Source organism: Flavicella sp., from assembly GCF_037132785.1.
In the GTDB taxonomy this organism is placed as follows: Bacteria; Bacteroidota; Bacteroidia; order Flavobacteriales; family Flavobacteriaceae; genus Flavicella.
In genome coordinates, this window is the sequence record NZ_JBAHZZ010000173.1 from 1 (window position 1) to 6,649 (window position 6,649).

Consider the following 6,649-nt stretch of genomic DNA (forward strand, 5'->3'; position numbering starts at 1 on the left):
AAGCATATTTTGATGAATTTTGTTTTAGAATTAATAGGTCACAATACAAAGAATCCATTTTTCATAAAACAATTCTTAGAATGGTACTACAAAAACCTAAATATCAAAAAAATACAAAACAGACACTAGGCGTGTAACTCAAAAAAAATATTCCAGAGTATTAGTACGCCATTTAAAAATTGAACTGGCATTATTCTTAATTAACCTCAGCTAAACAATAAAATATTTATTCTAGTAAAACTGACTGAAACTTATAATCATAGTGGAAAATCATCACTCCTAGAAACAAAAAACCAACATATCTATGTTCGTCTAATTAGTGCTTAAAAGTGTCTATGATACCTGTGTTTTTTCTAATGCTTGGTTGATATCAGCAATGATGTCATCTATATGTTCTAAACCAAGAGAGCAACGTACAGTACCTTCTAAAATACCTACAGCCTCTTTGTCTTCTTTTTCTAATTTAGCATGTGTTGTAGATGCTGGATGTGTAACGATAGTTCTAGTATCTCCAAGGTTTGCCGATAACGAACACATTTCGATACTATCAAAAAAGGATTTCCCTCCTTGTACTCCACCTTCTACTTCAAAAGCTACAATAGTACCTCCTAATTTCATTTGCTTGATGGCTATTTCATATTGAGGGTGTGATTTTAAAAAGGGATACTTTACCCATTTTACCTTTGGATGTGCTTCTAAAAATTTAGCTAGCATTAATGCATTATCAGACTGTTTTTCAACTCTTATTGCCAATGTCTCTAAACTTTTGGACAGAACCCAAGCATTAAAAGGCGATAATGAAGGCCCTGTTAAACGAGAAAACAAATAAATCTCTCTAATCAATTCTTTAGAGCCTACAGTAATTCCGCCCAAAACTCTCCCCTGCCCATCTATTAATTTAGTAGCAGAATGGATCACCAAATCTGCACCAAACTCAATAGGTCGTTGTAAATAAGGTGTTGCAAAACAATTATCTATAATCAATAGAATATTATGTTTTTTAGCAATCACACTCAAAGATTCTAAATCCAATATATCTACTCCTGGATTGGTAGGGGTTTCCGCATAGATAAACTTTGTATTTGGCTGAATCAGACTTTCTATACGATCTACTTCATCAACACCAAAATAAGAAGTTTCTATGCCCCATTTAGGGAAATATTTAGTAAACAAGCTATGCGTTGCTCCAAAAACAGATCTTGCCGATACTATATGATCTCCAGAACTCAACAAAGCTGCAAAAGTAGAATAGATTGCCGCCATACCTGAAGCAAAGGCAAAACCATCCTCTGCACCTTCCATTTTACAGATTTTATCTATAAACTCAGTCGTGTTAGGATTACTATATCTACTATATAAATCACGTTGTTTTTCTTCAGCAAAGGCAGCACGCATTTCTTCGGCATCATCAAAGACAAAGCCCGACGTAATATACAAAGGGGTTGAATGTTCTTTATGCAGTGTTCTTGCTGACTGCGTTCTTATCGCTTCTGTTTCAAAATGTTTTTTACTCATCTTCTTAAGTTGATTATTTCAACTGTATTTATATTATTTATTTTGTTAACTTTTCCCTTAGTATACACTTTGACTGGCACATAATTAAGCTCAGTGTTTTCTTACAAACCTCCTTCAGAAAGTCTCAATATATCTCCAAAAACTCCTCTTGCTGTTACATGAGCTCCTGCTCCTGCTCCTTGAATTACAATGGGACGTTCGCCATAAGACTCTGTATAAATTTCAAATATAGAATCGGCTCCTTTTACCTGTCCTAAGGAAGAGTTTTTTGATACCGAAATTAATTTAACTTCCAAAACACCTTTATCTTGTGTCATATCACCATATAAATCTCCAATATACCTCAGCACATTTCCTGGATCTTGTTTGTTTTTTATATCTTGATAAATAGAATCAAACTGATCTAAATTCTCTAAGAATGTCTGCGTATCTCCATTACGTAAATCCTCAGGAATTAAATTATCTATTTGCACATCAGAAAATTCGTTTTTCAAATCCAATTCACGTGCCAGAATTAGTAATTTTCTTCCTACATCATTTCCATTTAAATCTTCACGAGGATCAGGTTCTGTAAACCCTTGTTTTTTTGCCTTTAGCAACACCTCACTAAATTTCTCGTCATTGGCTGAAAAATTATTAAACAAATAACTCAGCGTGCCCGAAAACACCCCTTTAATTCGAGTAATATTCTCTCCTGAATAATGTAACATTCGTATCGTATCAATTAACGGAAGACCTGCTCCCACATTTGTTTCATATAAATACGTTTTCTTGTTTTTCTTTAATTCCTTTCTTAATTCCTCATAAAAATCAAAAGAAATTGTATTCCCTATTTTATTTGAAGAGACTAAATTAAAGCCTTTTTGAACCAACGGAATATAATTCCCAACAAACTGAGCACTGGCAGTATTATCTACTGCAATTAAATTCTCTAAATGGTATTCATTTGCAAAAATAGCGATATCCTCTACAGAGCGTGACAGTCCCTTATTTTCTAATTCATCTTTCCAATTCTCTGAAATTCCCGTTGCATTTAAAACTACTTTTTTAGAATTTGCAATTGCAAAAATATTCAGATCAACACCTCTTCTCTTTAAAATTTTTGCTTTGCTCTCTAAAATTTGATTTACCAGAGTTCCTCCAACCAATCCTACACCAAAAACGGCTATGTTTATTTTTTTGGCGGCACCAAAAATTTCAGCATGAATTACATTTACAGCCTTGTGTAAATTTTTATTTCTTACAACCAAACAAACATTTCTGCCTGCAACTGTATTATTCATCAAAATAGGCTCAATACTATTTCTTATCAAAGCACTATAAGAGCTATTAAATGATGCCAATGTTTTTCCTAGTGTAGAAATAATGGCAACATCCTTTTCAATTCCGATTTTTGTAACATCCTTGCTTAAAAAATCCAAATTAAATTCGTTTGCCAAGGCTTCTCTTGCTTTTCTCGCTTGCGTAGCATCAACGACAAAACTGATACCTCTTTCAGAAGAACCTTGTGAAATTATACTTACACTAATATTATCTCTTTGAAGTGCTGTAAATACACGAGCATCCACTCCCACTTTCCCTAACAAACCTTTTCCTTCTAGATTTATCAAAGCCATATTTTCTAATACCGAAATTGCTTTGATTCCATCTCTAGAATTGTAATCCTTTGTAATTAAAGTTCCTTTACTAGATGCATCAAATGTGTTTAAAATTCTCAATGGGATTTCCTTTTCTATCAAAGGAATCATCGCTTTTGCATTTAAAATATAAGCTCCAAAATTAGCCAATTCATTTGCTTCTTTAAAAGACAAATTCTCTATTTTTTGAGCATTTGGAACCAAGTCAGGATCTGCCGTATAAATTCCATCTACATGTGTATAGCTTTGCAATTCGTCAGCTCCTAAATAACCAGCCAACAACGAGGCAGAATAATTACTTCCATTCCTTCCTAAAGTTGTCGTTTCGTTTTCTGTATTAGAAGCAATAAACCCAGTTACAATTTGAATTTCAGAAGCATCACATCTCTTAAAATATTCAACCACATTATATTTAGAAACATCTTCTAACAATTCAGCTTCTCCAAAAGTAGCGTCTGTTTTTAATAGCTTTCTAGAGTCTACTAATCTAGCTTTTACACCTTTTTTATTTAATAAAGAAACAGTAAGCTTTACTGACAATAACTCACCATAAGCCATAACCAAATCTTTAATCTTAGGGCTGTAATCCCCTAACAAACTAACTCCTTCAAAAATTTTCTCTAAAAAAGAAAACTCCTCAGAAAAATCAACCTCTTTATTTGGCTCTATTTGATAATTTTTAAAATCCTCAAATGCCTCTTTATAAGGTATATTTTTCTTTGATTTCTCTAATAATTTTTCTAAATCATTTGTTGAAGTTCCACGCGCAGACAAAACAACAATGTTTTTTTCCCTATTCTCTATCTTAGAAATAATTATATCTAAAACACTTTTCAGACCAAGTCCGTTTGCTAATGATTTACCACCGAATTTAATTACTTTCATCGCTTATACTGTATGCTCACCTTTTAAATTAGATGAATTCTTACTATTAATTTATTAAAAAACATCCTTTAGGAGTTTTTTCAACTGATCACTCTCTACTAGAAATCCATCATGACCATGCAAAGATGTAATCTCTTTATAGGTGTTTTTAACACCCAACTCATCCAAAATGTTTTTTGTTTCAATATTCTCTTGAGTAACAAAAAAGAAATCAGAATCAATTCCTATCTGGATAATATTTGATTTAATCAAAGATGCAACATCTTTAAACTCACCTCTATCTCTAACAATATCCAAGGTAGACAATAAATGATTTACCATTTTATAGGATTGCAAATGAAACCTGTTTTCTAATTGAAATCCATGGTGTAACAACCAGCTCTCTACATTAGGAATTCCTAAATTCTCGTTGACTGTTCTATTGAATTTTTCTTTAAAAGATCCAGCCGTTCTATAAAACATCATAGCCATCATACGGGCATCATGCACAGGTTTCTTAGAGTTCAAAAGAATCTGTTCTTGCACTTTATTATGTGCCAAAACCCAATCTGAAGCTTTCCAATCTGAACCAACAGCAATTAAATGACTTGCCAATTCAGGAAATAGTACGGCCATTTCCCAAGAAATACCACCACCCAACGATCCACCAATAATAGCGTGTAACTTTTTAGTTTTTAATCCTAATAAAGCTATTCCAAACAGCTTAGCAACATCTCTAGCTGTAAAATCTTTATAATTTTTAATTAAATTACCTGGTTTTTTATCAAAACCATTCCCTGGTATATTAAAAGCGATAATTGTGTATTTATTTGTGTCTATCAAATTTCCCTCTGAAATAATTCCATTCCACCATCCTGAATGTGGACTCGCAACATCAGAATTCCCTGTAAGTGCATGATTCACCAATACGATAGGAGCCGTATGTAATTCTCGACCGAACAATTCATAAGAAAGTTCAATTTCGTCATACACGACACCTGTTTCGGTGGTGAAATTTTCGATAGAATGATATTTTAAACTACTATTCAAAGTATTTCTCTTTTATTAATTACAAATTTTCCAGAAATAAAATTTCCAGAAGTGTTTATCGAATTGTTAAAAAAGGAGAGGACTTTGTTTTGTCTGTGGTTATCTATCCGAGCCATATGCCAAGGTAGAATTTAGCACCTTCTTTAATAGCTTAAAGGGTTGCCAAGGCTTCACAGGGTCTAATCCCTCTGCCTTTCTTGATAACATTTCAATAAAAGTATGAACTTCACCGCAAAAATATGAATTATTTACCAAATTACAACGATTCTATAGTAAATCTATCAGGGTTCATTTTCAACCCCGATCCTACACGAATCCTTTCGTGCAGGTAAACTCTTATCAAAAGAACGAAAAACTAGCTTTTCCATTGTTAAAAATGGAATTCCTTCCGAGATATGAGCACAAAAGTACTTTCGTGAAAAATTAAGTTATTTTTTTCACCTCAGTTATTTTAGCAACCGTTTTATACCAAATGAATTTCAGAGTGGTTAATAATAAATTTGAATTATTTTTTTCTTTAGATGAAATAAAAAAACATCAGCATAGACAAGGTTACGGTTCTATTTTATATTGAAATATAAAGAAAACAGAAACTAATTTAATCAATCATTTTGATGTTTATTTGGTATTATTCCCATTTTGTATCACAAAAATTACTTTTGGTTGTAAAGAATTTAGTGAATTTGCACCTGTCAAATTCACAAATTCCATATGAGCAATAATTAATATCCTTTTCTAGTAAATAAATGGAAACAGAATGCCAATTAAGAATAAGATTTTCATTTTTTGTTCGTTTAATGTAAACACAACAGGGTTTCAAGGCTCTTTAATCTAGAATTGTAGCAACGGATAAGAAGTAAGAAGCTAGCTGATTTTTATTTGTAATAAGCTCTTGAAACAGGTTTTTACAATTGCTAAATCTAGGATTCATTACTATCAAAATTATAGAAGAACTATACAAATCAATTAATTCACTTATTTATTACCATAGTTCTTTGTTACCTGCAGACCTTATTCCGTTTAATACTCTTTTTAATTCATCTTCTTTTTGTGTTCCGATTAAAAATTTATTTCCATTATTCAATTCAATTACAAGTCCTGTTTTCCCTTTTGTATTATACACAGTACCATATTTTGTTCCAAGCCTTATCCCCCAACCTCCAACAAATCCATAATTTACAATTTCAGATTTTTTAATATCACTCCATTTTACATTTTTTTTGAGAAAAGGAACGAATTTTATTTTTACTTCAGTTATATTAATTTCAGTTGTTAGTTTCATAAACCAAAATAACGCAATTAGACTAAAAACAAATATTGCAAAAAAGATTAATCCAATATCAGGCATTGGATTATTTCCGAATTTATCTCCAACTATCAACTGTTTGTATATTCCGTAAACTGGTAATATTAACCTCGCATCTATATATCGTTAGTTTTAAGCAGCATATTTTATGTTGTGATGTTTAAAATATTTGACTACCCTTTTGCTATCATTTTGAAGTGTTTTCATGTGATTTTCTGAATTTTCCTTCATCTTTTCTTGTGTCTTAGGAGCTGGTTTATCAGAGAGTCCATATTTT

Annotated in this window: 4 protein-coding genes, 1 pseudogene and 1 riboswitch; of the genes and pseudogenes, 1 reads left to right on the forward strand and 4 read right to left on the reverse strand. The window is 31.9% G+C overall.

Features of this window, described 5'->3' with window-relative positions:
* Positions 1-137, forward strand: a pseudogene (locus V5787_RS10845) (IS1595 family transposase); the annotation flags it as partial.
* Positions 138-333: 196 nt separating this feature from the next.
* Here the strand turns inward: V5787_RS10845 and V5787_RS10850 are convergent.
* From V5787_RS10850 to V5787_RS10865, 4 genes are all read right to left on the reverse strand, one after another.
* Positions 334-1,515, reverse strand: coding sequence for an aminotransferase class I/II-fold pyridoxal phosphate-dependent enzyme (locus tag V5787_RS10850; protein WP_336893237.1), 1,182 nt, complete (start codon positions 1,513-1,515; stop codon positions 334-336).
* A 101-nt stretch (positions 1,516-1,616) separates the two neighbouring features.
* Positions 1,617-4,037: a bifunctional aspartate kinase/homoserine dehydrogenase I gene (thrA, locus tag V5787_RS10855; RefSeq protein WP_336893238.1), complete on the reverse strand. Its 2,421-nt coding sequence runs from the start codon at positions 4,035-4,037 to the stop codon at positions 1,617-1,619.
* A gap of 54 nt (positions 4,038-4,091) precedes the next feature.
* On the reverse strand, positions 4,092-5,066 hold the full coding sequence (locus V5787_RS10860) for an alpha/beta fold hydrolase (RefSeq protein WP_336893239.1): 975 nt from the start codon (positions 5,064-5,066) through the stop codon (positions 4,092-4,094).
* A gap of 96 nt (positions 5,067-5,162) precedes the next feature.
* Positions 5,163-5,273, reverse strand: a riboswitch (SAM riboswitch).
* Between the two features lie 775 nt (positions 5,274-6,048).
* Complete coding sequence (locus tag V5787_RS10865) at positions 6,049-6,348, reverse strand: hypothetical protein (protein ID WP_336893240.1); 300 nt, start codon at positions 6,346-6,348, stop codon at positions 6,049-6,051.
* Positions 6,349-6,649: the final 301 nt, after the last annotated feature.